Origin of the sequence: Streptomyces sp. NPDC020299 (genome assembly GCF_044387825.1) — a bacterium.
Taxonomy (GTDB): domain Bacteria; phylum Actinomycetota; class Actinomycetes; order Streptomycetales; family Streptomycetaceae; genus Streptomyces.
In genome coordinates this window covers 31,318-53,417 of sequence record NZ_JBIRWL010000024.1, presented here as the reverse complement: position 1 = coordinate 53,417, position 22,100 = coordinate 31,318, and the positions used below count along the sequence as shown (strand labels likewise).

At 69.5% G+C, this 22,100-nt stretch carries 21 protein-coding genes; 11 read left to right on the top strand and 10 right to left on the bottom strand.

All coding sequences use genetic code 11. The features are described from left to right. The first annotated feature begins 66 nt into the window (after positions 1 to 66). The 5 genes from ACH45E_RS39930 to ACH45E_RS39910 all read left to right on the top strand — a co-directional run bounded on the left by ACH45E_RS39930 (position 67) and on the right by ACH45E_RS39910 (position 4,326). Positions 67 to 1,242 (top strand): acyl-CoA dehydrogenase family protein, encoded by a 1,176-nt coding sequence (locus tag ACH45E_RS39930; RefSeq protein WP_361453877.1) that lies wholly within the window; start codon positions 67 to 69, stop codon positions 1,240 to 1,242. A gap of 26 nt (positions 1,243 to 1,268) precedes the next feature. Beyond that, positions 1,269 to 2,051 carry an electron transfer flavoprotein subunit beta/FixA family protein gene (locus ACH45E_RS39925; protein ID WP_361453880.1) on the top strand — a complete coding sequence of 261 codons (783 nt, stop codon included), beginning with the start codon at positions 1,269 to 1,271 and terminating at the stop codon, positions 2,049 to 2,051. Positions 2,052 to 2,079: 28 nt separating this feature from the next. Continuing rightward, complete coding sequence (locus ACH45E_RS39920) at positions 2,080 to 3,045, top strand: electron transfer flavoprotein subunit alpha/FixB family protein (RefSeq protein ID WP_361453883.1); 966 nt, start codon at positions 2,080 to 2,082, stop codon at positions 3,043 to 3,045. A gap of 142 nt (positions 3,046 to 3,187) precedes the next feature. Beyond that, on the top strand, positions 3,188 to 3,643 hold the full coding sequence (locus ACH45E_RS39915) for an SRPBCC family protein (protein WP_361453886.1): 456 nt from the start codon (positions 3,188 to 3,190) through the stop codon (positions 3,641 to 3,643). 71 nt (positions 3,644 to 3,714) lie between these two features. Then, the gene (locus tag ACH45E_RS39910; RefSeq protein ID WP_361453889.1) at positions 3,715 to 4,326 is read left to right on the top strand and encodes a hypothetical protein; all 612 of its coding nucleotides are present in this window, start codon (positions 3,715 to 3,717) and stop codon (positions 4,324 to 4,326) included. 156 nt (positions 4,327 to 4,482) lie between these two features. On the opposite strand, the gene ACH45E_RS39905 is transcribed toward ACH45E_RS39910, so the two are convergent. Both ACH45E_RS39905 and ACH45E_RS39900 read right to left on the bottom strand, forming a co-directional pair. Next, positions 4,483 to 4,977 carry a flavin reductase family protein gene (locus ACH45E_RS39905; RefSeq protein WP_361453892.1) on the bottom strand — a complete coding sequence of 165 codons (495 nt, stop codon included), beginning with the start codon at positions 4,975 to 4,977 and terminating at the stop codon, positions 4,483 to 4,485. Next, positions 4,974 to 6,155, bottom strand: a complete 1,182-nt coding sequence (locus ACH45E_RS39900; RefSeq protein ID WP_361453895.1) for an acyl-CoA dehydrogenase family protein — start codon at positions 6,153 to 6,155, stop codon at positions 4,974 to 4,976. Before ACH45E_RS39900 ends, ACH45E_RS39905 begins: the two co-directional genes overlap by 4 nt. Before the next feature lie 317 nt (positions 6,156 to 6,472). On the opposite strand from ACH45E_RS39900, the gene ACH45E_RS39895 reads away from it, so the two are divergent. Next, positions 6,473 to 7,423 carry a helix-turn-helix domain-containing protein gene (locus ACH45E_RS39895; RefSeq protein ID WP_361453898.1) on the top strand — a complete coding sequence of 317 codons (951 nt, stop codon included), beginning with the start codon at positions 6,473 to 6,475 and terminating at the stop codon, positions 7,421 to 7,423. A 56-nt stretch (positions 7,424 to 7,479) separates the two neighbouring features. Here the strand turns inward: ACH45E_RS39895 and ACH45E_RS39890 are convergent, their stop codons facing one another. From ACH45E_RS39890 to eno, 6 genes are all read right to left on the bottom strand, one after another. After that, the gene (locus tag ACH45E_RS39890) at positions 7,480 to 8,346 is read right to left on the bottom strand and encodes a 3-hydroxybutyryl-CoA dehydrogenase (RefSeq protein ID WP_361453901.1); all 867 of its coding nucleotides are present in this window, start codon (positions 8,344 to 8,346) and stop codon (positions 7,480 to 7,482) included. 231 nt (positions 8,347 to 8,577) lie between these two features. Further along, a complete protein-coding gene (locus ACH45E_RS39885; RefSeq protein WP_361453904.1) occupies positions 8,578 to 9,477 on the bottom strand; it encodes a LysR substrate-binding domain-containing protein in 900 nt (299 codons plus the stop codon). 90 nt (positions 9,478 to 9,567) lie between these two features. Further along, complete coding sequence (locus ACH45E_RS39880; RefSeq protein WP_361453907.1) at positions 9,568 to 10,677, bottom strand: alcohol dehydrogenase catalytic domain-containing protein; 1,110 nt, start codon at positions 10,675 to 10,677, stop codon at positions 9,568 to 9,570. 130 nt (positions 10,678 to 10,807) lie between these two features. After that, positions 10,808 to 11,359: a carboxymuconolactone decarboxylase family protein gene (locus ACH45E_RS39875; protein WP_361453910.1), complete on the bottom strand. Its 552-nt coding sequence runs from the start codon at positions 11,357 to 11,359 to the stop codon at positions 10,808 to 10,810. A gap of 33 nt (positions 11,360 to 11,392) precedes the next feature. Then, entirely contained in the window at positions 11,393 to 12,403 is a 1,011-nt protein-coding gene (locus ACH45E_RS39870; RefSeq protein ID WP_361453913.1) for a VOC family protein, read from the bottom strand. A 60-nt stretch (positions 12,404 to 12,463) separates the two neighbouring features. After that, complete coding sequence (eno, locus tag ACH45E_RS39865) at positions 12,464 to 13,774, bottom strand: phosphopyruvate hydratase (protein ID WP_361453916.1); 1,311 nt, start codon at positions 13,772 to 13,774, stop codon at positions 12,464 to 12,466. A 381-nt stretch (positions 13,775 to 14,155) separates the two neighbouring features. Here eno and ACH45E_RS39860 point away from each other — a divergent pair, with 381 nt between their 5' ends. Next, entirely contained in the window at positions 14,156 to 14,749 is a 594-nt protein-coding gene (locus tag ACH45E_RS39860) for an NAD(P)H-dependent oxidoreductase (protein WP_361453919.1), read from the top strand. 83 nt (positions 14,750 to 14,832) lie between these two features. On the opposite strand, the gene ACH45E_RS39855 is transcribed toward ACH45E_RS39860, so the two are convergent. Next, positions 14,833 to 15,864 (bottom strand): LacI family DNA-binding transcriptional regulator, encoded by a 1,032-nt coding sequence (locus ACH45E_RS39855; RefSeq protein WP_361453922.1) that lies wholly within the window; start codon positions 15,862 to 15,864, stop codon positions 14,833 to 14,835. Positions 15,865 to 16,048: 184 nt separating this feature from the next. On the opposite strand from ACH45E_RS39855, the gene ACH45E_RS39850 reads away from it, so the two are divergent. Further along, complete coding sequence (locus tag ACH45E_RS39850; RefSeq protein WP_399042513.1) at positions 16,049 to 16,828, top strand: fumarylacetoacetate hydrolase family protein; 780 nt, start codon at positions 16,049 to 16,051, stop codon at positions 16,826 to 16,828. A 92-nt stretch (positions 16,829 to 16,920) separates the two neighbouring features. Here ACH45E_RS39850 and ACH45E_RS39845 read toward each other — a convergent pair whose 3' ends face one another. Beyond that, positions 16,921 to 18,105 carry an MFS transporter gene (locus ACH45E_RS39845; protein ID WP_361453928.1) on the bottom strand — a complete coding sequence of 395 codons (1,185 nt, stop codon included), beginning with the start codon at positions 18,103 to 18,105 and terminating at the stop codon, positions 16,921 to 16,923. A gap of 823 nt (positions 18,106 to 18,928) precedes the next feature. Between ACH45E_RS39845 and ACH45E_RS39840 the strand changes: the two genes are divergently transcribed. From ACH45E_RS39840 to ACH45E_RS39830, 3 genes are read left to right on the top strand one after another with little or no spacing between them, the layout of a single operon-like run. After that, positions 18,929 to 19,930, top strand: a complete 1,002-nt coding sequence (locus ACH45E_RS39840; protein WP_361453931.1) for a C-terminal binding protein — start codon at positions 18,929 to 18,931, stop codon at positions 19,928 to 19,930. Beyond that, positions 19,930 to 20,982: an aminoglycoside phosphotransferase family protein gene (locus ACH45E_RS39835; RefSeq protein ID WP_361453934.1), complete on the top strand. Its 1,053-nt coding sequence runs from the start codon at positions 19,930 to 19,932 to the stop codon at positions 20,980 to 20,982. Before ACH45E_RS39840 ends, ACH45E_RS39835 begins: the two co-directional genes overlap by 1 nt. A gap of 44 nt (positions 20,983 to 21,026) precedes the next feature. Continuing rightward, complete coding sequence (locus ACH45E_RS39830; protein ID WP_361453937.1) at positions 21,027 to 21,596, top strand: cupin domain-containing protein; 570 nt, start codon at positions 21,027 to 21,029, stop codon at positions 21,594 to 21,596. Positions 21,597 to 22,100: the final 504 nt, after the last annotated feature.

The following is a 22,100-nucleotide window of genomic DNA, read 5'->3' as shown; positions in this document are numbered from 1 at the left end:
GGGCGGCGTCGGCACCGCGACCGAACCAACCACCGATTTCCCAACCCTCATGACAAGGAGCCCAGAATGAGCGGCAAGCCGCTGACGGACCCTCTCGACCTGCTCGACCTCGCCTCCACCCTCACCGACGAGGAGCGCGAGATCCAGGCCACCGTGGCCAGGTTCCTCGCTGACCGGGTGCGCCCGCACGTCGGGGAGTGGTTCGAGAACGCCCACTTCGCCCGCGAACTCGCCCCAGAACTTGGCAAGTTGGGCGTGCTGGGCATGCACCTCGAAGGCTATGGATGCGCCGGCACCAACGCCGTGTCCTACGGTCTGGCCTGCCTGGAGCTGGAGGCTGCGGACTCCGGCTTCCGCAGCTTCGTCTCCGTACAGGGCTCGCTGTCGATGTTCTCCATCTGGAAATGGGGCTCGGAGGAGCAGAAGCAGGAGTGGCTGCCCCGGCTCGCCGCGGGTGAGGCGATCGGCTGCTTCGGCCTGACCGAGCCCGACTTCGGCAGCGACCCCGCCGGAATGCGCACCCGTGCCGTGCGCGACGACGGCGACTGGATCCTGAACGGCTCCAAGATGTGGATCACCAACGGTGGTATCGCCGATGTGGCCACTGTATGGGCGCAGACCGAGGACGGCGTCCGCGGCTTCCTCGTGCCGCGCGGCACCCCAGGCTTCACCACCCAGGACATCAAGCAGAAGATGTCGCTGCGCGCCTCGATCACCTCGGAGCTGTACTTCGACAACGTGCGGCTGCCCGACTCGGCGCGGCTGCCCCTCGCACAAGGTCTGCGCGGCCCTCTGTCCTGCCTGAACGAGGCCCGCTTCGGCATTCTCTTCGGCGTCCTCGGCGCGGCCCGCGACTCGCTCCAGGCGGCCATCGAGTACGCCGACTCCCGTGTGCAGTTCGGCAAGCCGATCAGCGCCTTCCAGCTCACCCAGAAGAAGCTCGCCGACATGACCGTCTCCCTGGGCAGCGCGGCCCTGCTCGCCCTGCACCTGGGCCGACTCAAGGACCAGCACCGCATCAGGCCCGAGCAGATCAGCGTCGGCAAGCTCAACAACGTCCGGGAGGCGATCGCGATCGCGCGGGAGTGCCGCACCGTCCTGGGGGCGGGCGGCATCTCCCTGGAGTACTCACCGCTGCGCCACGCCAACAACCTGGAGTCCGTCCTTACATATGAGGGCACCAACGAGATGCACACGCTGGTCGTCGGTCAGGCGATCACCGGCTACCCGGCGTTCCGCTGACCACCCAGGGCTGAAGGAAGACGACCGTGAACATCGTCGTACTCGTCAAGCAGGTCCCGGACACCGCTGCCGAACGCACCCTGTCCGCCGACGACCACACCCTTGACCGCGAGGGTGCCGACCTCGTCCTGGACGAAATCAACGAGCGCGCCGCGGAGGAGGCCCTGGCCCTCAAGGAGGCGGTGGGTGCCGAGGTCACCGTCGTGTCCATGGGACCCGACTCCGCGCTCGACGCCATCCGCAAGGTCCTGGCGATGGGCGCCGACCGCGGCATCCACATCTGCGACGACCGGCTCCAGGGCGCCGATGTCGTGACCACCGCGAAGGTGCTGGCGGCCGCCGTACGGACCGTAGCGGACGTCGACCTGGTCCTCGCGGGCGACGCGACGACCGACGGCCAGGCGAGCGCGGTCCCCGCCGTCGTCGCGGATCTGCTCGGCCTGCCCCCGCTGACGCATGCGCGGGAGCTGACCGTGGAAGTGGGACAGGTGCGCGCAGAGCGCGAGACCGAGAACGGCGAGGCGACGCTCGAAGCGCGGCTGCCCGCTCTGGTCAGCGTCACCGAGAAGATCAACGAACCGCGCTACCCCTCCTTCAAGGGGATCATGGCCGCCAAGAAGAAGCCGGTGGCGACTGTCGACCTCGACGATCTGTTTCCCGGCGCGGGCGACACCGGGTTTCTCGTGACCCGCATCCGCGTGGTGGAGGCCGTCCCGCGGCCGGCACGGATCGCCGGAATCCGTGTCACGGACGACGGTTCTGTCGGCCGGCGGCTCGTCGATTACCTCATCGCCCAGAAACTCGTCTGAAACCGCCCCGAACGCGAAGCAGGCACCCATGCCCGATGTCCTCGTTCTCGTCGACCACGACGGGGAACATGTCCACAAGTCCACGCACGAAATCCTCGCCGCCGCACGGCGGTTGGGTGCACCGGCCGCAGTCGTTGTGGGAACCCCTGGCACTGCGGCCCGCCTCAGGGAGACCCTCGCCCGCCACGGCGCCACCTGCGTCTACGCGGCCGAATCCACCGAAGCGGACGAGTTCCTCGCCACACCGGCCGTCGACGCCCTGGAGCTGGCGGTCCGGGGAACCACTCCTGCCGCCGTTGTGGTCTCCGCGACGGCGGACGGCAAGGAGGTGGCCGGGCGTCTGGCCGCGCGGCTGGACGCCGGGCTGCTGATCGACGCGGTCGACCTGGACTCGTCCGGCGTGGCCACCCAGATCGTCTTCGGCGGGTCGTACACCGTGCGCTCCCAAGTCACCCACGGCATACCGGTCATCGCCGTGCGGCCGGGGTCCTTCGATCCGGAGGAGCACCCCGGGGAGGCGCAGGAGCGGAAGCTCGGCCCGCCGCCGATCGACCCCGTGGCATCGGCCCGTGTCACCGCCCGTCGCCCCGCACTCGCGGGTGACCGTCCCGAACTCACCGAGGCGACCGTCGTCGTGTCCGGCGGACGCGGTGTCGGGGGAGCGGACGGCTTCAAGGTGGTCGAGGAACTGGCCGACGCCCTGGGCGGCGCGGTGGGTGCCTCGCGCGCCGCGGTCGACGCCGGCTACTACCCGCACCAGTACCAGGTCGGGCAGACCGGAAAGTCCGTTTCCCCCCAGCTGTACATCGCCCTGGGCATCTCCGGGGCCATCCAGCACCTCGCCGGGATGCAGACCTCCAAGACGATCGTCGCGGTCAACAAGGACCCCGAGGCGCCGATCCTCGCACTCGCCGACTACGCGGTGGAGGGAGACCTGTTCGCGGTGGCGCCTCAGCTGACGCAGGAAGTGGCCGCCCGCCGTGCGGGCAGCTGACGCGGCCTCAGCGGGGACGCCGCTTTGAGGTCCGGGCCGTCCGGCCCGGGCCAGGAGGGACAGACACTGTGCTGTTTGCCGAGGGGCCGAGGGTCGGCTGGGATGTTCACATAGAAGCGGAGCCCTCACGGTGTGGGCCCTGGTGACGGACATCGGCCTGCCGGCCCGGATGAGCCCCGAACTACAGCGTGTGCAATGGCTCGACGGTGCGGAAGGCCCTGCGATCGGGGCGCGCTTCGCCGGGTACAACCACCATCGGCTGGTCGGCGACTGGCGTACGGTCCCCCATGTCGTCGAGCTGGAGGAGCAGCGGGTGTTCGGCTGGGTGGTCGTCGATCCCGACGGCCGGTACGGCGACCCCGCACCGGATCCCGCGAAGCCCCTGGCCACCTGGCGTTTCGAGCTCGCCCCTGAGGGGACCAGCAGCAGACTGCGGCAGGTCGCGCGGATCGGGACGGGCCGCTCCGGGATCAGTTCGGCGATCGCCCGTACCCCGGAGCTGGAGGAGGCGATCGTGGCCTTCCGCCTCGCCGAGCTCCGCACGAACACCGAAGCCACGTTGCTGGGCATCAAGGCGCTCGCCGAAGAGGCCCGCTGAAGGGCGTCGCAGCCCGAGCCCTGCCCCTTCCGGACCAGCAGACAACACCTCGACGAAGCGGTGATCCACCTGTGCCCACCGAACACGCCTGCCAGTCCGCGGCCGAACTCGCCGCACAGCACCTCGACTCGCTGCGCCCCTTCCTGCAAGCCGGTCATCCGCACGGGAGCGGGACGGGCGGCATCGGCGACTGGCCGTTGGGCGCAGCGGCCCTGCTCGTCGTCCTCGCCGGCCTCCAAGCCGACCGGCCCGGTGAGCTGACGCTCTGGCACGCCCATGCCGGCGAGCGGATCCGCGAGGCCCTCGGCCCGCCCGTCGCCAGGACCGAGGGGCTCCGGCCGCAACGGCAACCACGGGGGTGGGAGGCTTTGGCGATCGTGCAGCAAAGGGCACAGGAGCTGCTCACCGACCTGGCCGGCGGCAGCCGCCTGGGCGGGCCGGGCGAGCTGTCGGGACAGCTGGCGCTGGTGGAGGACGCGCTCGCAGGGGCCCTGCGGCGGATGGCTGTGCCGGAGGAGGCATCGACGCGATGCGCCGCGGCGCTCGCGGAGGCCGCCGGTTCGCTGTTCGGCCTGCGCCCGTCCGCACCCCCGCCACCCCACCACACTCCACCGCCGGCCGCGGCCCTGCCGGCCCCGAAGCCACCTCTCCCACCCGACTTGACCGCGAGCATCCTGTTCTAGCCGGGTCTTCAACCCGGCCGTGCCGTCGCTCGGCGGCCTCGTCGGAGCCCACGCGGTGGTCATCGGGGCCGAACCGCCGCCCGGCAACAGCGCGGCCGGTGTGGTGGGGCGTACGGCGACCATGCGGGGCCGGGACCAGCTGCAGCCGCTACCGGCTCAGCACGCGGCCAGACGACGGAACCGGCTGCCGTGGAACACCAGCGGCTCCCGGTCGGGTTCGGCCTTCAGGCCGTGGACCTCCAGCAGCACGATCGTGTGGTCACCGCCCGGGACCTCGGAGTAGATCGAGCAGTCCAGCCAGAGGTTCGCGCCGTGGACGTACACGCTGCCGTCCTCTCCGGCCTCCCAGTCGACGTCCGCGAACCGGTCGCCGTTCCTGGCGGCCAGCGAACGGCAGACCAGATCCTGTCCCTCGGCCAGCACGCTCAGGCCCAGGCGGCCCTGACTCCGCAGCGGCCAGGTCGACGAGGTGTCCTGGACGCAGACCGACACCAGGGCCGGTTCGAGGGAGACCGGGGTGAACGTGCTCGCGGCCATGCCCACCGGCGTACTCGAATCAAGTGCGCACAGGGCCGTCACCCCGGACGGGAAGCAGACGAACGCCTGGCGCAGCACGGCGGGATCCGTCGGTGTCGCGACGAGCGGGCTCATCGGACGTCCTCCTGACCGGAAAGCACGGCGCCCAGGCGCCGCAGCGAGCCGTTGTTGCCCGCCGCGTGCTGGGAGACGCAGCGCAGGTCGCGCCAGCGACGCTGCATCGGATGGGAGCTGTAGAGCCCCGAGCTGCCCGACAGAGTCATGATCTCGTTGAGGATGCGGATGCCCTCGTGGTGGATGTGCTGGTGGCCGCCGGTGTAGCCGAACCACTCCGTGGGGGTGGGCTCCTCACCCGCGAGCGCCCGGTCCGTGACGACGCGGCCGGTCTGCTCCAGCAGGGCGTTCAGCGCCGCGGTACGCAGGTGCAGCTCGGCGAACTTCTCCTGGAACACCGGATCCGCGCCGATGACCATGCCGGGGTTGAACGCCGGCCGTTTGGTGGCGGCCAGTTCGGCGAGATCGTCGAGCGCACCCTCCAGGCAGCCGATGACGACGGCGTCGTGCGAGGCACCGGTGGCGGTGTACGGCAGACCGTAGAAGGGAGCGGGGATGTTGTTGTCGCCCACCAGCGGGCCCGTGAAGCGTTCGGGCACGAAGACGTCGTCCATCGGGAAGGCCGTGCTCTGAGTGGCACGCAGGCCCACCGCGTCCCAGGTGTCGAGGAACGTGGCCTCCTCGGGGCGGATCAGCGCGATCCGCATGTCCGGGCGGCCGTCCGGCAGTTGGGGCGTGTCCTCGACCACGAAGCCGGCGAGCATCCAGTCCGGCGTGAACGAACCGCTCGCCAGCGGCCAGCGCCCGCTGAGGCGGTAGCCGCCCTCGACCGCCGTCGCCTTGCCCTTCGGGGCTATCGCCCCACGCAGCATCAGGTCGGCGCCGTTCCCGAACACCTCCTTCTCGATTGTCTCCCGGGGCAACGACCGTACGAAGAACCAGGCCATCGAGGCCGCCTGGACCGTCCAGCCGGTCGAGCCGTCGGCCCGCGAGATCTCCCGCAGCACCCGAGCGCTCTCCACGAGGTCGAGCTCCTCGCCGCCCCATGCTCTGGGCAGACTCATCCGGAACACACCGGCCTCGCACAGGGCGGTGATGATCTCCGCGGGAACGGCCAGTGCGGCCTCGGCCTCGGCGGAACGTGCCGCGATCTCGGGCAGGTGCGCGCGGACGCGGCCGAGCACGCCGTGGCCGGTACTGGGGTCGTGGGGCGAGGCGGACTCAAGCAATGTCGTCATGATCGACCCTTGTGAGTGTTTGCGGTCGGTGAACTCGGAACCGCGTGTCGCTGGTAAGGGCGCATCAAATGGCCGGAGACACACGGCCGTTGCGGCGCGAGGGTCACGGAACCGCCGACCGAGGCGCCCCGGTCACTGCCCGCATGATGTGGGCTGGGGCGCAGGTCCTGCTTGTGTCCGGGAGCACCGGAAATTTGTGTGGCTGAGAACACTTTTCGGGGGCCGGTTGCGGATGGCTCAGAGGGACTTACCATCCTCGTCAGGAGTGCCGTCCGCGCCCGTTTCGCGGAGGCCGGCACCGCCGGGAGGAGAGCCGCATGCCCCGGATAGCGACGCCGAGCGAAGGCACGGCCACCGACAGACTGGACTGCTGGCGCGACGCGGTCAGCCAGAACCTCGTGCCCCTGGAGGTCGTGCCGCGCGAGAGCGCCGACTTCAGCGCGTCACTGCACGCCGTACGGGTCGGCCAGGTACAGATGTCGGTCATCTCGGCCGCGCCGCACAGCATCGCGCGCACGCGCCGGCACATCGCCTCCGACGCGCCCGACTACCTCCAGCTCACTCTGCAGCTCACCGGACACGGCGTGCTCACCCAGCGGGACCGCCAGGCCCAGGTCGGGCCGGGCGAACTGGTCGTCTACGACACGCGTCGTCCCTTCACCTACGACCTTCACGAGTCCCACAGCGGTCTCGTGCTGATGTTCCCGCGGGCCATGCTGCCGTTGGCGGAGCGCGATCTGGCGCGTGTGACGACGACTCAGGTGCCCTGTCACGACGGCCTCGGTCAGGTGGTGCTGCCCCTCCTGCACGGGCTGGCGCGGCAGATGGAGCACCTGGAATCCCGCGGCACGCCCCGGCTCGCCGACAACGTGGTCGGCCTGATCGGCACGCTGCTCGCGGAGCACGCCGACACGGACCGGACGACAGAGGAGGACGGCCCAGGCCTGCTCACCGAGCGCGTCCTCGGCCACATGGAGCAGCGGCTCGCCGACCCCGGTCTGAGCCCCGAGGGGATCGCGGCCGCCCACCACATCTCCCGCCGCTACCTGTACAAGTTGCTGGCAGCACAGGGATACACGGTCGCGGGCTGGATCCGGGAACAGCGCCTCGCCCGGTGCCGACACGACCTCACCGATCCGGCCCTGGACCACCTTCCGGTCGGTGCTGTCGGCGGGCGCTGGGGTTTCGCGGACCCGGCCCACTTCAGCCACGCCTTCAAGGCGGCGTACGGCATGAGTCCCCGGGAGGCGCGTGCGGCACGTCGGTGACGTCAGCCGGCCGCAGCGAAGCAACAGACCTGTACCGAGTGACTTCTGCCGCGTCCTCAGGCCGCCTGGTAGTCGAAGAACCCCTGGCCCGACTTGCGGCCCAGCAGACCCGACTCGACCATGCGGCGCAGCAGCGGGGGAGGGGCGTACAGCGGTTCCCGGTACTCCTCGTAGAGCGCCTCGCCTATCGCCGCCACGGTGTCCAGCCCTATGAGGTCGGCCAGGTGGAGCGGCCCCATGGGGTGGGCACAACCGGCAGTCATCCCGGTGTCGATGTCCTCCGCCGTCGCCGTGCCGGAGCCGACCATCCGCACTGCCGACAACAGGTAAGGGATGAGAAGGGAGTTGACCACGAATCCCGCGCGGTCCTGCACGACGATCGTCTTCTTGCCCAGGATCTCGCCGGCGAAGGCCCGCGCCCGTAGTTCCGTGGCCTTCGAGGTGTGCAGCGAGGGGATGACCTCGACCAGGGGCATGACGGGAACCGGGTTGAAGAAGTGCAGGCCGACCACAGTGTCCGGACGTCCGGCTGCGGCGGCGAGCCGGGCGATGGGGATCGAGGAGGTGTTGCTCGCCAGCACGGTGGCCGGGTCCGTGACCATCTCGCCCAGCTGCCGGAACAGCGCCGTCTTGGCCTGCTCGTCCTCGACGGCGGCCTCGATGACCAGATCGGCCCCGGCCAGGCGGGACAGGTCGCCCGTGACAGAGATGCCGGCCAGGGAATGGGCGCGGTCCTCGGGCCTGAGGACGCCGCGCTTCTCCGCCTTCAGCAGGGAGTCCGCCACACCGGACAGGCCCGCCCGGGCCCTGTCCTCGGTCACGTCGCACAACGTGACGTGCAGCCCTGCCCGGGCACAGACCTCGGTGATGCCCCGGCCCATCTGGCCCGCGCCTACGACGCCCACGTGCCTGATCGCTGTCATGTGTTCCTCCGCCTGTCCCTGAGTCGGGCGGCGGTCGACGGACCCCGCCACGGTGGGTGCTACCGTCTTGAGCGTAGGCCGACCACACCCCCTCTGACCTGCTCGGACAGTGCGTCATCCGCGTACAAACATGCGCCGGTTCGACGATGACGGAGAGCCGCAGCGGTCGGCGTCGACCGCATGCCTACGAGGCGTCGGGCCGATGCCGGACGCCTGCTGTGGATCCCCGTCTCAGGCGGTGGCGGCAGCGGACTCCCTCAGCCGGCGGATCACACCGCGAACCGCCGGCGAGGTCTCCCCCTTGCGATAGGCGCCGACCAGCCGGGTGGTCAGCGCCACGTCCGCGAGCGGACGGTACGCCACTCCTGGGATCTGTACACGCCGCAGCGAATCCGGCACCAGTGCCACCGCGAGACCACCGCCCACCAGCGTCAGAGCAGCGATGAAGTCTCGTACCGGGGGAGCACACCGCGGACTGAACCCCCCTTGCTCCGCCACTTCGAGGATCTGGTCGCGGCAGCCGTACTCCTCGTCGAAGTGCGGGGCCACGAAGGTCTCGTCACACAGCTTCGCCGCCGGTATCGCCTGGTACGCCGCGAGTGGCGCGGCGGCCGGCAGCGCCAGGACGACCTGCTCGATGAGCAGGCAGGTGGCCGTGACCTCCGGCGGGTACTCCGGCCGCCAGCGCAGGAACCCGACGTCGATGTCCCCGCACGACAACGCCTCCAGCTGGGCAGGGGTCTCCAACTCGCGGACCTGTACGGTGAGTTCGGTGCCGGGGGTCGCGCAGCGGGTGAGGACGTCGGTCAGTACTCCGGAGAACGCGGCCGAGGCGACGTACGCGATCTGGGCGTGTCCCAGCTCCCCGCGGCCGGCCCGTCGGCCCACCGCCTCGGCACGTGCGGCCTGCTCAAGCGTCAGCCGTGCCTCTTCGAGGAACAGCCGCCCGGCGCTGGTCAGGGCCGGGCGGGTGCGCCGACCGCGGTCGATCAGCCGTACGCCCAGATGCGACTCCAGCGCCCTGATCTGGGCGCTGAGCGCCGACGGTGCCAGGTGCAGGCGATCCGCCGCCCGGGCGAAGTGCAGTTCGTCGGCGACGACGACGAACGATTCCAGCCAGCGCAGTTCCATCGGTTCCTCCATCCCGCCGGGAATGCACACCCCGCGGCGGCGTCAGGGCAGAACAGGACCGCCGCGGGGTGAGTCCGGGGAATTCACGGTTCAGGGGATCACGACGTAGTTGCTGAATCCGCCGTCGAGGTCCGTGGCGCGCCCCGAGATGGCTTCGTTGACCTTCGCCAGCGGGAACGGCTTGGTGATCAGGTACGACAGGTCCAGGGCCCCGGTGGCCACCATGTCGGCGACCTCCTGGCCCTGCGCGGTGCTGAACCAGTTGGATCCGATCAGCTGGACCTGCTCGTCCATCAGCCACTTCACGTCCACCGGCAGCCGGTCGGCCACACCGCCGACGTTGACCACTCTGCCACCGCGACGGACGCCCTGCATGGAGTCGAGCATCGTCTCCACCGGGGCCTGCGCGCCGAGCGCGCTGATGACGAAGTCCGCGCCTTCGCCGCCGGTACGCGACTTCGCCCATGCGCCCGTGGAGCCCTCGCCCAGCCGCATGACCTCGATCCGGTCCGGGGCCAGCTCCTGCACACGCTTGAGGAGTTCCTCGTTGCGTCCGGTCCCGAGGACCCTGGAGACACCCGAGGCCAGCGCGAGGAGGGTGGAGGCTACGCCGAGGGTGCCGGTGATGCCGTCGATCAGCGCGACCTGGCCGGGACCGGCCACGGCGTGTCTGAGGGCGCCGTAGGAGGTGCCGATGTAGCCGAGCTTGCCGGCCTGCTCGAACGTCATGTTGTCGGGGATGTTGACGATCGAGTACTGGGGCGCGGTCATGTACTCGCAGAAACCGCCGTAGGGGTAGAGGTCGAAGATCCGCTGGCCGTCGCGGGAGGTGCTGAAGTAGCCGTTCAGGGTGAAGTAGCGGCAGCGGCTCAGCTCGCCGCCGCGGCACACCTGGCAGCTGCCGCAGGACCGCAGCGGGCTGACATACACCCGGTCACCGGGCTTGGTGTTCAGCACCGCCTCGCCGACCGCCTCGACCACGCCGGCGGGGTCCAGGCCGAAGATCGCGGGCAGCTTGGGCAGCGGCTGGTGCGGATACCAGGTGGGCCAGTTGTTGATCACATTGGCCATGTTCGGCACGATTCCGCATGCCTTGACGCGCACCAGCACGTCGGTCGGCCGCGGGGTGGGCACGTCGACCGTGTCCACGGACATCGGCTCACCGAGCGCGTGCAGTCGTGCAGCGAGCATCTTCGCCATTGAAATACTCCTTGAAACTGTTCCGTCCCGACGGTCGAGGGCCGGAGGCATTCTTTTCGGCGACCGAGGCGGCGGAACTGCGGCTCGGTAATCACATGCGATGTGGTGATGGGCTGTACGGCGCCGAGTGCTACGAATTCGGGAACGGGTTCGGGTAGTTGTCCTCGAGGTCGATGCCCAGCAGGCCCATGACGCGGACACCGGAGTTGTACCAGGCGATGGACAAGGACAGTTCGACCATTTGCCGGTCCGTCAGGTGCTCGGCGGCGGCGCGCCACGTCTCCTCGGAGACGTCGACGTGGAGCGTGGACTCCTTGGCGAGGCGCATGACCGCCTTCTCCGTCTCGTCGAACAGGCCGGACGACTCGAAGTCGGCGACCGCGGCGAGCTGCTCCTGGGTGAGGCCCGCTCCGAGTCCGTGCGACTGGTGATGCGCGACCTCGTACGCGGACCGGGTGGCGTGGCCCACGGTCAGGATGGCCAGTTCACGCAGTATCGGGCTGAGGTCGGCCGCCCGCAGCGAGTTGGCGTAGGTCAGGAAGCCGTCCAGCTGTGCCGGTGCATGGGTGAGGGCGAGGAAGATGTTCGCTGTCGGTACCTTGCGTTCGGTCTCCAGCCGGTCGTAGAGCGGCTTCAGTGATGCGTCCGCGTCCTCGCGGCGAACGTAGGGAACTCGTGCCATGGCGTCTCCTTGAGGGACGGGCGTGGGAAAGGGTCAGGGGAGGGGCTGTTCGAGGAGGAACCGTTCCAGCGACATCGGTGTCGGCGGTTCGGCCGGCGGCGTCTGGGGCGTGCCGGCGAAGGGTGACGCCTCGAAGTACCACTTCTCCAGCGCGGGCAGGCCCCAGCGGGCGTTGGTGCTCACGGAGGCCGCGTCCCAGCGCACGGGGTCGACCTCGGTGTCGATGGTCTGGTAGTGGCTGTTGAAGACCTCCACGCGGTGGCCGTCGGGGTCGCGGAGGTAGGCGAAGAGCATCCCGCCCGGACCGTGTCGTCCGGGGCCGCGCTCCACGCCGTCGCCGTAGCCGAGGATGCCGGCCCAGTCGCAGGCGCTGAAGATGTCGCGGCTCTCGGAGACGGTGTAGGCGAAGTGGTGCAGGGCGGGCCCGGTGTTCTCGACGATCGCGAGGTCGAGGCAGGTCCCCTTGCGGTACATGAACGCGCCCAGCAGCTTGTCGCCGTGCTCCAGGTACTCCGAGTTGCGGAAGCCGAGTTCGCTGTAGAAGGCGCACAGCTCGTAGGTGTCGGGCGCGAAGATCTGATAGTGGTCCAGTCGCTGCGCGTGAGCACCCTTGTACTGCGCGAAGTCGATGTGCAGCCGAGGCCGGGTCTCCATGTGCGCGCACAGTTCGAGCGGCGTGCCGATGGGGTCGGCGACGTGCAGGGTGCGGCCCTGGTGGGGGACGTCGACCCACTCGGCGGGCAGTCCCCGTTCACGGAACCAGGCGTACGCGAGGTCGAGGTCCTCGTCGAAGAACACCCTGAAGCCGATCCTCTTGCAGGCGCCCGCCCTCACGCCCTTGTCGGCCTGTTCCAGTACAAGGCTGTGGTGGCAGGCTTCCGCCAGCCCGCGCAGGTAGCAGGTGCGCTCGTCCTCGTCACTGACGACGAGTCCCAGCGCTCGCGCATAGAAGTCGCGGCTCGCGGCCAGGTCGGCCACGGTGAGCCGGACATGGCTGGAGCGGGTGATGTTGAAACTCGGGCGCAGATTTACGGGTGGCAGCATGCTGGCCTCCGTGCTCCGATCGGCTCTTGATTTCGATGACTGTAATTCTTCGAAGCCGTTTTACGGCTTGGTCGTGGAAGACCCGGTTCCGGCGAGAGTGAATGCGGACCAGCCGCTGAATTCCGCGGAGTCGCCGAGGGACTCCTCGATGCGCAGAACCTCGTTCCACTTGGCCATGCGTTCGGAGCGCGTGAACGAGCCGACCTTCAACTGGCCGGCGTCCCAGCCGACGCTCAGATGCGCGATGGTGACGTCCTCGGTCTCGCCGGAGCGGGCCGAGACGATGGTGCCGAAACCGGCGTCCTTCCCGGCGCGCAGGGCCTGGTACGCCTCGGTGACCGTGCCCGCCTGGTTGGGTTTGACCAGGACGGCGTTCGCTGCGCCGTTGGTGGCCGCCGCCTCGACCCGTTTGGCGTTCGTGACCAGGTAGTCGTCGCCGATGACCTGGCATCGGTGGCCGTATCGGCGCGTGAACTCCACCATGCCCTCGTGGTCGTCCTCGCCCACCGGGTCCTCGACGGACAGGATCGGGTACTGCTCGATCCAGCCGCCCAGCATGTCGATCAGCGCCGCCGTGTCCAGTGTGCGGTCGTCGAGCGCCAGTGTGTACCGCCCGCCGCTGCCGAACTGCGACGCCGCGACGTCCAGGGAGATGCCGACCTGGGCCGAGGGCGCGAAGCCGGCGGTCTCGATCGCCCGGGTCAGGGTCTCCAGCGCCTCCTCGTTGGAGTCGAAGGCAGGCCAGAAGCCGCCCTCGTCGGCCACACCCTGTGCCTTTCCCGCCTTCCGCATCCGGCTCCCGGCCGCCCGGTAGATCTCCGCCGTCCAGTCCAGCGCCTCGGAGAAGCTGCCTGCCGCGGGGCAGACGACCATGAAGTCCTGCACATCGACGCGACGGTCCGCATGGGCGCCGCCGCCGAAGATCTGGATCTCAGGCAGCGGGATGCGCACCGGCCGACCGCCGGCCAGGTGCTGCCACAGGGGTACGCCCGCCGACGCGGCGGTGGCGTGCAGGACCGCCATGGAGGTGGCCACGATCGCGTTGCCGCCGAGACGGCTGCGGTCGGGGGTGCCGTCGAGGTCGATCAGGAGCCGGTCGACGGCCTCCTGGCCGGTCGTGTCCAGGCCCAGGAGGGCGGGCGCGATCTCGTCGTTCACCGAGCCGACCGCACGACGGACATCCAGACCGCCGAAGCGGGGGCCGCCGTCGCGCAGGTCGAGCGCTTCGCCCTGGCCCGTCGAGGCCCCGGCCGGTGCTATGGCCCGCCCGATCGCGCCGTCCGCGAGGTGCACCTCGACCTCCACGGTCGGCCGACCGCGTGAGTCCCACACCCTGCGCCCGTGAAGCTTGGTGATCCGCGCGTCTGTCATGGCGGTGCGACCTTTCGGAGTCGGGACGGTCCGGACGGCGCGGGGGCCCGTGCGCGGGCCTGCCGTCGGACGAGGGGCGTTCCTGTGGTCGGCGGCACCGGACCGGTGCGAAAGGCGCCACAGAAGGCTGCTCCCCACGAATGCTAACGATAGCGCAATCGTGCGAGGGGCTGGCTTTTGTGTCAAGGCCTTGGTGCGACGGGATGTCGAGGATGTCATACGCACTCTGTGGGCGTACGCCTCGCGGCGGTGATGCTATCGTTCGCACTGCCGGACGGTATTCCGGCCAAGACCCCGACGGACCCGCTCTTCCTGGACGGACGGACAGCACAGGTGCGCGGGTCCGCCGGACCACACGGCCTTCAGGAAAGCGAGCCCGACATGGCCCCCGAGCCCTTCGTGGCACCCATGACCCTCACCACCGTTGTGGCCAGCACACGTCCCGGACGTGTGGGCAGATCCGTCGCGGACTGGTTCACCGCCCGAGTCGCGGAGTGCGAGCGGTTCGAGTCGCATACCGTCGACCTCCGAGAACTCGCCCTGCCCTTCTACGACGAGCCGCATCCGCCCGCGCTGCAGCGGTACACCAAGAGTCACACCCGCGCCTGGAGCCGGATCGTCGACGCGTCGGACGCCTTCGTCTTCGTCACCCCGGAGTACAACGGGAGCTTCCCCGCCCCGTTGAAGAACGCCTGGGACTATCTGGTCGTGGAGTGGCAGCACAAGCCGGCCGCGTTCGTTAGCTACGGAGGAGTGTCGGCAGGTACGCGGGCGGCGCAGATGGGGAAGCAGGTCGTGGCGAATCTCAGGATGCTGCCGATCGGTCCGACGGTGAGCATTCCCTTCGTCAGCGAACTCGTCGAGGACGGAGCTTTCCGGCCCGGCAAGATTCACGAGGCCGCGGCCGAGCAGGTGCTCGACGAACTGGCGCGTACGTCGCGTGTCATGCGTGGGCTGCGCAGTGGGACATGCTGAGTCGGATCCGACATCACAAAGGCGCCCGGAGCGATGTGCTCCGGGCACCTTCGCGATGTCGGGAGTGAGCCGGTGACCGTGGCTCAACCGGTCTCGGACGGGGCCCGTCCGTCGGGAGGCGCTGTGCTGCCGCGCAGGATCAGGGATCCGGGGGAGACCGAGGTGTACGGGCCGTCGTTGCCCGCCTTGGTCTTGAGCCGGCGCATCAGCCACAGCGCGCAGCCGGTGGCCATCTCCTGGATCGGCATGCCGATCGTGGTGAGTCCGGGACCCCACCAGGAGAAGCCGGGTTCGTCCCCGAACCCGACCACGGACAGTTCGCTGGGCACCTTCACGCCCTGCTCGGACAACTCCTCCAGGACCCCCAGGGTGAGCTGGATCGATCCCAGGGCGAGCGCGGTGGGCGCGTCGGGTCCGCTCAGCAGTCGGCGCACCGCCTGGCGCCCGTGGTCCACCGACGACGGCGGGCCCAGCTCTGTACGCCCGGCGCCGTCCGGCAGACCGCCCTCGCTCAGGGCGCTGCGGAAACCGCGCAACCGCTCGGCGCCTGTGGGCAGTTCCTCAGGGCCGCCCAGATAGGCGATGCGGGTGTGGCCCAGCGTCGCGAGGTGCGCCGTCGCCTGCCTCAGCGCCTCGTGGTCGTCCACGCCGAACCACTGGGAGCCGAGCGAGGGGTGCCGGCGCAGCAGTTGGAGATGCGGCAGGGCGCGCAGCAGCTTGACGGACTCGCTGTGCGGGCGCGCGGTGGGCACGATGATGACGCCGGCCACGCGGTTCTCGGACAGCTCCCGCAGATGGCGCAGCTCCACCATCCGGTCGTCGTCGGTCTCCGAGAGCATCAGCTGGAAGCCCTCGGCCTCCATGTTCTTGGACAGCTCGTGCGCGATGGTCGAGTAGAAGCTGTTGCGGATGTCGGGGATCACCAGCGCTACCACGTTGCTGGAGGCGCCCCGCATCATCCGCGCCGCTCGGTTGCCGACGTACCCCATCTCCGAAGCGGCCTGCCGGACCCGGAACTTGGTCTCCTCGCTGATTCGCGCGTCGTCGGCGAGCGCCCGGCCGACCGTCGAGACGGAGACCCCGAGGCGTTCGGCGATGTCCCTGGTCGTGACCACGTGAGGGCCCCCTCGACTCACTAGTCCCATGCTGTCACTTTCCGTATGCCAACGATAGCACCCATCGTCGCGCTCCGTGGTCGGATGGGTGATGCCCCCCTGTCGATCATCTTCGTCGTGCTAACGTTAGCATTGTTGGATGGGCCGTGCAGCCGCCCGTGGCTGCCCAGTTGCGGAGGTGTCCGTGCGGATCGTCAGATACGCCGTCGACGGCGTGCGTCACTACGGAGAACTCGAAGCAGGCGACTCCAGGATCGCGCGATTCGCAGGTGATCCATATACCGGGCTGGTGCCCACGGGACACGTCGACCAAGTCGGTGACGTGACTGTCCTACCGCCGCTCGACCGACCCCGGATCTTCGGATTCGCCTACAACTACGCCGCGCACGTCGACGAGACCGACCGCGAGATTCCGGACGTTCCCGTGTGCTTCATGAAGCCGAGCACGGCGGTCGTCGGGCCAGGGGATGCCATCGTCTATCCGGCGGATGGTGAACTGATTCACTTCGAGGGCGAGCTGGTTGTCGTCATCGGAAAGGAAGCCCGTCATGTGAAACCTGCTGAGGCCCATGAATACATCCTCGGCTACACGTGCGGGAATGATGTCAGCGACCGTATCGTCCAGCGCAAGGAAAGCAAATACGGGACGCTGCTGATCGGGAAGGGCCAGGACACGTTCGCGCCGCTCGGCCCCGTCATCGCCACCGGGCTCGACCCTGCGAAGCTCTCCCTGACGACCCGGGTGAACGGCACCGTCATGCAGTCGGCGAGTACGGCCGACCTGCTGCTCGCCGTCCCCGACCTCGTCAGCTACCTCAGCCGCCATCTGACGCTGCTGCCCGGGGACGCGATCATGACCGGCACTCCGTCCGGGGTCGGGCCGATCCGTCCCGGGGACGAGGTCGAGGTCGAGATCGAGGGCATCGGCGTCCTGCGGAACCCGGTGGTGGCCGACAGCCGCTGACCAGGGTCGTTCGCTGGGAGGCTGTACGCTCCGGGGGCCCGACACCGTCAAGCGGTGTCGGGCCCCCAGGTGTGCGAGCGGTTGGCGGTCGGCTAACGGACAGCGTTGTTGAACTGCGTGGGACGGACGAAGGTCAGTGCGGCGACACCCACCAGCGGCAGGACCGTCACCTGCAACAACCCCGCCCGGCTCCAGCCGAACGAGTCCACCAGGGCGGCGAAGAGCAGGCCCGAGAAGGCCGCCGTTCCGTAGTAGCTGGTGACGAAGAGACCGGAGGCGCGGCCGATCTGTTCAGGGCGGACGGCCCGCTGCATCGCGCTGTTGCTGTTGGGATAGATGAAACCCAGCCCGAAGGCGCCCATGAGGAAGGCGAACGCGCACTGCACACCGACACCGGCATGCGTCTCGTAGATGCACACGGCGATGAGGGACACGGCGAGCAGGCTCCCGATCAGCAGGTTCCGCTGGTTGATCCGGTCGCCGAGCCAGCCGCCGAGCACGGCCGTCATGCCGCCGAAACCGAGCAGGCTCATCGCCAGCGCCGCCTGCTCGGAGGTGTAGTGCAGTGAGGTGATGAGGTACGTCGGGTAGAGGCCGAGGAACCCGTAGATCGCCACACCGCTGACCACCGAGTGGATCGCCAGCGCGAGGGTGTTGCGGTTGTAGGCGGAGGCCGGCATGTACTCGTAGGTCCTGGTCGAGGCGGTCTTCTCGACGCGGTGCTCGGTCAGTCCGGTCCTGACGAGGAACAGGGAGGCGGCGGCGATCAGCAGTCCGGCCGTACCGAACAGGTAGAACGGCGCGTGCCATGTGCCGTGCTGGCTCATGAGCCGCACGCCGATGAGTGGGGCGATGAAGACGCCGACGGAGTAGCCCACTCCGATGACGCCGAAGGCGAGGCCCCGGCGGTGGGTGAAGAAGGCGCCGATCGCGGCGAAGATGGCCGCGGACTGCATGCCCTCGCCGAAACCGGAGACGACCCGGTACACCGTCATGTCGGCGAGGCCGGTCGCCAGCGGGGTGGCCATCGTGCCAAGGGAGTAGATCACGATGCTGACCAGCAGGACTGTCTTACGTCGGAAGCGGTCCAGGAGGTAGCCCGCGGGCAGGCCCGCCAGGGCCATGCCGAGCGTGAAGTTCGTCGCCAGCAGCCCGCCCTGTTCCAGCGAGAACCCGTAGTCCTGACGGATGTTGGGCAGCAGCGGGGGGAAGACCTGACGGTCCATCGCGTTGACCATGTAGGAGAGGACGACCAGGAGGAAGCCCACTGCGATCATGACCCGGGAAATGGGCGCGCGGTTGCTTTCTTGAGTGCCGTCGGTGGGCACGGTATCGGTGTCGACTTGGGCTGCGTGAGTCATTGCGGCTCCAGAGGAGGGATGGCCGCGGCAGGCCGCGGCGGATTCATCGCGGGCACGGGGCCGTACGGCGAGGACGAGAAGTGGTGAGTTGAACACGGACTCGGTTCGGCCGGAGGCGTCGATGCGCCGCAGGCGGCGGAATAGGGCGACGGGACTGATGCGCGGTCGGACGCCGCATGCGGAATTCAGCCGTTGATCGCCTGTCGGGGACGTCCGTGGCTATGGAGTCTTCGACGGCTCGACCTTGTGCGGACATGTGCCGGACATCGGGTCGGCGATGGCAGAAACCATGAGGGGAAGTCCGCGGTGCGTCAAGACGTGAACACCGGATTTCTTCGATTGCCCTCGTGTTTCCGGTGGTGGCGGGGTTCCGCGACTCCGGACGAGCCTGCCGCAGGGGCCGACGGTCAGTCTGTACACCCCACTCTTGACGCCTCGAAGACGATGAGTGCTATCGTTAGCATCGAGTGGCTGTGACAGAGTGATTCGACATGCCCCTGCATGTTCGTGACCCGTTCCAAGGGCGTGCCGCGACGCCTTCGCCGACCACAAGCCGGCGAGCGTCGGCAATCGAACCGACCCCAGTGACCTCTCCACCTCGCTCGCGGCGACCGCCGGCCTCATCGGACGATGCCGTCGGTTGCCCTCCGGGCGAAGATCAACCCTGCTGACCGAACCCGACCGGGCCCGACGCCCGGCCATCCGCATCGGCCGCACGACTCCGCGAGGACGACCTGCCATGAAACCATCGAGCCGCCCTGGCACCGTGCTGCTCACCGACTACGCCTGGCCCGACGACTCCGTCGAGCGATCGGTCCTCGAGGAGGCCGGCCACACCCTCGTGACCGGTCCCGCCGACCCCGTCTCCGCCGAGGCGATCGATGACCTGGTCGCCGAACACCGCCCCGCCGGCATCCTCACCTGCTGGGCGCCCGTCTCCGCCACCGCCGTCCAGACGTCGCCGGACCTGAGGATCGTCGCCAGACTCGGCGTCGGTCTCGACAACATCGCCGTGGACACCGCGACCGAACGAGGTGTGTGGGTCACCAACGTGCCGGACTACTGCGTTGAGGAGGTCTCCGACCACGCGGTGGGCATGGCGCTGGCCTGGACCCGCGGCCTGGCCGTGTTCGACCGGGACGTTCGGGGCGGCCGCTGGAACCCCGCGAGTGCCAGACTGCGCCGCCTGTCCACCTTGACCTGCGGCGTCGTCGGATACGGGCGCATCGGGCGCGCCACCGCGCGCAAGCTCGACGCGTTCGGCTGCCGGATCCTCGCGCACGACCCGCACCCGCCCAAGACCGCCCCTGGAGTGGAGCTGGTGGGCGTGGAGGAGCTACTGCGCCGCAGTGACGTCGTGATCCTCCATGTGCCGCTCACACCCGACACCCACCACATCATCGGCCCCGAGCAGCTGGCCCGGATGAAGCCGGGCGGCCTGCTGGTCAACGTCAGCCGGGGAGGTCTCGTCGACACCGACGCGGTCGTCAAGGCACTGGACCGCGGACAGCTGGACGGGGCCGCCTTCGACGTACTGGAGAGCGAACCGCACGTCCCCGCCGGACTGCTCCAGCAGCCGGGCGCACTGCTCACCCCGCACGTCGCCTTCTCCTCCGACGCCTCGGTCACCGAACTGCGCCGCCGCGCCGCCGAAGAGGTCGTACGCGTTCTGGCGGGCCAGGCGCCCGCTCACGCCTGCAACAGCCCCCGCGGTCTGACGGCCGAGCCGGGGGAACAGTGATGAGCGCCGACTCCGCGCACCGTGATCCGGACTCGGCGCTGACAGATTTCCTGATCGCGCACAAGTTCACCGGCTCCGGCGAAACCGCCCGCTGGACGCCGCTGGCCGGCGGCGTCTCCTCCGACCTGTGGCGGGTGGACCTGCCGGGACGCTCCCTCTGCGTCAAACGTGCCCTGGCCCGGCTCAAGGTCGCGGCCGACTGGCAGGCACCGGTGTCGCGCAATGCCTACGAATGGGCGTGGATGCGGTTCGCCTCCCGATACCGGCCCGACAGCGTGCCCGAACTGCTGGCCCACGACCCCGAAGCCGGCCTCTTCGCGATGGCGTACCTACCGCCCGAGCGCTACCCCATGTGGAAGGCCCGGTTGCTGGCCGGAGATGTGCGGCCGGAGACCGCGGCGGCCGTCGGAGAGCTGCTCGGCACCCTGCACGCGAAGAGCGCGGGCGACGCCGGCCTCGCCACGGAGTTCGCCACCGACGACAACTTCCACGCGCTGCGCATCGAGCCGTACCTGCTGGCGACCGCCGCAGCGCACCCCGATCTGAGCGATGTCCTCCAGCGACTTGCCGACCGCACGGCCACCGCACATATGGCCCTGGTCCACGGCGACGTCAGCCCCAAGAACATCCTCGTCGGCCCGATGGGACCCGTACTGTTGGACGCCGAGTGCGCCTGGTACGGAGACCCGGCCTTCGACCTCGCCTTCTGCGTCAACCACCTGCTCCTCAAGAGCCTGGTGGTACAAGGGCGGCGCGCCGACCTGCTGCGCTCCGCCCGCGTACTCGCCGAGGAATACGCCAGGTGTGTCGACTGGGAACCCCTGAGCGCCCTCGAGTCACGAGCCGCCTCGCTCCTGCCGGCCCTGCTTCTCGCGCGCGTGGACGGCAAGTCCCCGGTGGAGTACCTCACGGACGACCGGGACCGGGTCTTCGTCCGTACCGTGGCTTCGGCGCTCCTCCGGGCGCCCGCCCAAGCAGTGTCGGACTTCCTGGATGCCTGGACCACCGCGCTCGAACCCCCCACGGGACCCATCGGCGGCCGGCCCGACTGACCCAGCAGATTCGACGGTTCCCAGGCCCGACCAAGGAGAGACACATGCGCAGGGTCGTCACTGGCCACGACGCGAATGGCAGGTCGGTCGTCACCAGTGACGGCCCGATCCCCCGCAACCGTGAGTTCACCAGCCTTCCGGGCTGGGTGTCCCGCCTGCCCTGGGCCACCGAGGCCGGTGAACCGGTCAGCCGGACAGGCGAGGACCCCACGCCGAAGATCACGAGCTTGCTCCCGGCGCCCGGCGGCACCCGGTTCATCGTATTGACCTTTCCGCCGGACACCGCCATGGCCGACCCGTCGTTCGATCCGGTCGCCTTCGACCAGGAGCAGCGGGCCGACTCGCCAGGCATCGCGGACCTCATGGAGCCCGACGGCATGCACACGACGCCGACCGTCGACTACGCCCTCGTGCTGCAGGGCGAGATCGTCCTCGAACTCGACGACGGTCAGTGCACCCACCTGTCGGCTGGTGACATCGTGATCCAGAACGGAACCCGGCACGCGTGGCGCAACCGCAGTGACAGACCGGTCACTATGGCCTTCGTCCTCATCGGCACCGCTTGCGACGGCTCACCGGCGGATCCTGGCATCATGCGTGCGGGTCGCCCGTGACCACCGGCTTTCCGGTCTTCGACCGGGTCGGCTGTTGTGCCTCTGCGTGTACCCGAACGTCTGGAGGCAGCGACGGCCAAGTGGGCGACTCGATCTCGTTGCACGACCCACTAAAGGCACGTAGCCGGGTGACGGGAGCTGCCGATCCCCGTCAGAACTGGGCCAGCCGAGCGACGTCGAAGTCCGCTTGCGTGAGCAGATCGTGAAGCCCAAGGAACTCCGCCAGGCAGAGAAGCCCGAACGGGCACAACTCGAAGCTGACGTCGAGGCTCTCGTCCGTGCCGTCAAAACCGGCAGCTTCGCAAGCAGCTGACCGGCCCTGACCCCGTCGTCCGGGTCCTGCCCACGCAGCTCCAGCCTCCGGCCGGATGAAGCGTCGGGGGGGGCCCCCCCCCCGGGGGGCCCCCCCCCCCCCCCCCCCACCACCCCCCCCCCCCCCCCCGGCGCGCGCCCCCCCCCCCCCCCGCCCCCGGGGGGACCGGGAGCCCCCAAGACCCCCCCAAA

Coding starts and splice junctions, on each gene's coding strand:
- ACH45E_RS39890 (WP_361453901.1), bottom strand. CDS start 8,346: ATGACAGCGATCAGGCACGTGGGCGTCGTAGGCGCGGGCCAGATGGGC.
- ACH45E_RS39905 (WP_361453892.1), bottom strand. CDS start 4,977: ATGAGCCCGCTCGTCGCGACACCGACGGATCCCGCCGTGCTGCGCCAG.
- ACH45E_RS39830 (WP_361453937.1), top strand. CDS start 21,027: ATGCGCAGGGTCGTCACTGGCCACGACGCGAATGGCAGGTCGGTCGTC.
- ACH45E_RS39875 (WP_361453910.1), bottom strand. CDS start 11,359: ATGGCACGAGTTCCCTACGTTCGCCGCGAGGACGCGGACGCATCACTG.
- ACH45E_RS39860 (WP_361453919.1), top strand. CDS start 14,156: ATGGCCCCCGAGCCCTTCGTGGCACCCATGACCCTCACCACCGTTGTG.
- ACH45E_RS39870 (WP_361453913.1), bottom strand. CDS start 12,403: ATGCTGCCACCCGTAAATCTGCGCCCGAGTTTCAACATCACCCGCTCC.
- ACH45E_RS39880 (WP_361453907.1), bottom strand. CDS start 10,677: ATGGCGAAGATGCTCGCTGCACGACTGCACGCGCTCGGTGAGCCGATG.
- ACH45E_RS39920 (WP_361453883.1), top strand. CDS start 2,080: ATGCCCGATGTCCTCGTTCTCGTCGACCACGACGGGGAACATGTCCAC.
- eno (WP_361453916.1), bottom strand. CDS start 13,774: ATGACAGACGCGCGGATCACCAAGCTTCACGGGCGCAGGGTGTGGGAC.
- ACH45E_RS39895 (WP_361453898.1), top strand. CDS start 6,473: ATGCCCCGGATAGCGACGCCGAGCGAAGGCACGGCCACCGACAGACTG.
- ACH45E_RS39840 (WP_361453931.1), top strand. CDS start 18,929: ATGAAACCATCGAGCCGCCCTGGCACCGTGCTGCTCACCGACTACGCC.
- ACH45E_RS39845 (WP_361453928.1), bottom strand. CDS start 18,105: ATGATCGCAGTGGGCTTCCTCCTGGTCGTCCTCTCCTACATGGTCAAC.
- ACH45E_RS39930 (WP_361453877.1), top strand. CDS start 67: ATGAGCGGCAAGCCGCTGACGGACCCTCTCGACCTGCTCGACCTCGCC.
- ACH45E_RS39835 (WP_361453934.1), top strand. CDS start 19,930: ATGAGCGCCGACTCCGCGCACCGTGATCCGGACTCGGCGCTGACAGAT.
- ACH45E_RS39885 (WP_361453904.1), bottom strand. CDS start 9,477: ATGGAACTGCGCTGGCTGGAATCGTTCGTCGTCGTCGCCGACGAACTG.
- ACH45E_RS39900 (WP_361453895.1), bottom strand. CDS start 6,155: ATGACGACATTGCTTGAGTCCGCCTCGCCCCACGACCCCAGTACCGGC.